1 protein-coding gene is annotated in these 1,348 nt (G+C 63.9%); it reads left to right on the top strand.

Going from position 1 to position 1,348, the window contains the following annotated elements; all coding sequences use genetic code 11:
- Window positions 1–65: 65 nt before the first annotated feature.
- Window positions 66–1,348 (top strand): IS256 family transposase (locus tag ACWCPQ_RS35015; RefSeq protein ID WP_449907470.1); only part of this gene is annotated, 1,283 nt, incomplete at its 3' end.

The raw sequence follows: 1,348 nt of genomic DNA, 5'->3' as shown, positions 1-1,348 counted from the left end.
GGGACTGTGGATTTAACGGTGTTTCCGGCCTGATTCGCTGACCGGATGGTCAGCGGGAAGGTGCCGTGATGACGACACTTGATGCCGTGGCGAAGAAGAAGGCCGAGGCCTCGGCCGAGCAGCTGGCAGCGGCGGAGCTGGTCCGGATGGCCAAAGAACAAGGACTGTCCCTGACCGGGCCGGATGGTCTGCTCCAGCAGTTCACCAAGACGGTCCTCGAGACCGCGCTGAATGAGGAGATGACCGAGCACCTGGGCTTCGAGCCGAACGAAGCCCCCGCCGAGCGGGAGTCGGCGAATGTGCGTAACGGGACCCGGTCGAAGACGGTGTTGACCGAGACGACCGGGCCGGTGCCGATCGAGGTGCCCCGCGACCGGGACGGCAGCTTCGAGCCTCAGATCGTGAAGAAGCGGCAGCGTCGGTTGACCGGGGTCGATGAGATCGTGTTGTCGCTGTATGCGAAAGGCTTGACCACCGGGGAGATCTCGGCGCATTTCGCGGAGATCTATGGGGCGTCGGTGTCGAAGGAAACCGTCTCCCGCATCACCGACAAGGTGATCGCGGAGATGCAGGAATGGTCCAGCCGACCCCTCGACGAGGTCTATGTCGCGATCTTCATCGACGCGATCGTGGTCAAGATCCGGGACGGCCAGGTCGCCAACCGGCCGATCTATGCCGCGATCGGAGTGACCGTGACCGGGGAGAAAGACATCCTCGGACTCTGGGCCGGTTCGGGTGGTGAGGGCGCGAAGTTCTGGCTCAGTGTGCTCACCGAGATCCGAAATCGCGGGGTCAAGGACGTGTTCTTCCTGGTCTGCGACGGGTTGAAAGGGTTGCCGGAGGTGGTCGGGAACGTGTGGCCGCTGGCCACGGTCCAGACCTGCATCATCCATTTGATCCGTAACACGTTCCGGCTGGCCGGCCGTCAGCACTGGGACGCGTTGAAACGAGACGTGAAACCGATCTACAGCGCCGTCAACGCCGATGCCGCCCGGGCAGCGCTGGGTGAGCTGACCGAGCGGTGGGGCTCGAAATACGGGGCCATCGTGCGCCTCTGGGAGAACGCGTGGGAGGAATTCATCCCGTTCCTCGACTACGACATCGAGATCCGGAAGGTGATCTGCTCGACCAACGCGATCGAGTCCTTGAACGCCCGCTACCGGCGCGCGATCAAGGCCAGAGGGCATTTCCCCACCGAGCAAGCCGCCCTGAAATGCCTGTATCTGGTCACTCGTTCGCTCGACCCGACCGGTGCCGGTCGGGCACGATGGACGATGCGCTGGAAGCCCGCGGTCAACGCGTTCGCGATCACCTTCGCCGACCGCTGGCCCGACGCCCGAACCTACTG

Source organism: Nocardia sp. NPDC001965 (genome assembly GCF_053594175.1).
Note: the sequence above shows the minus strand (reverse complement) of the source record. Positions and strands in the feature narration are given on the sequence as shown.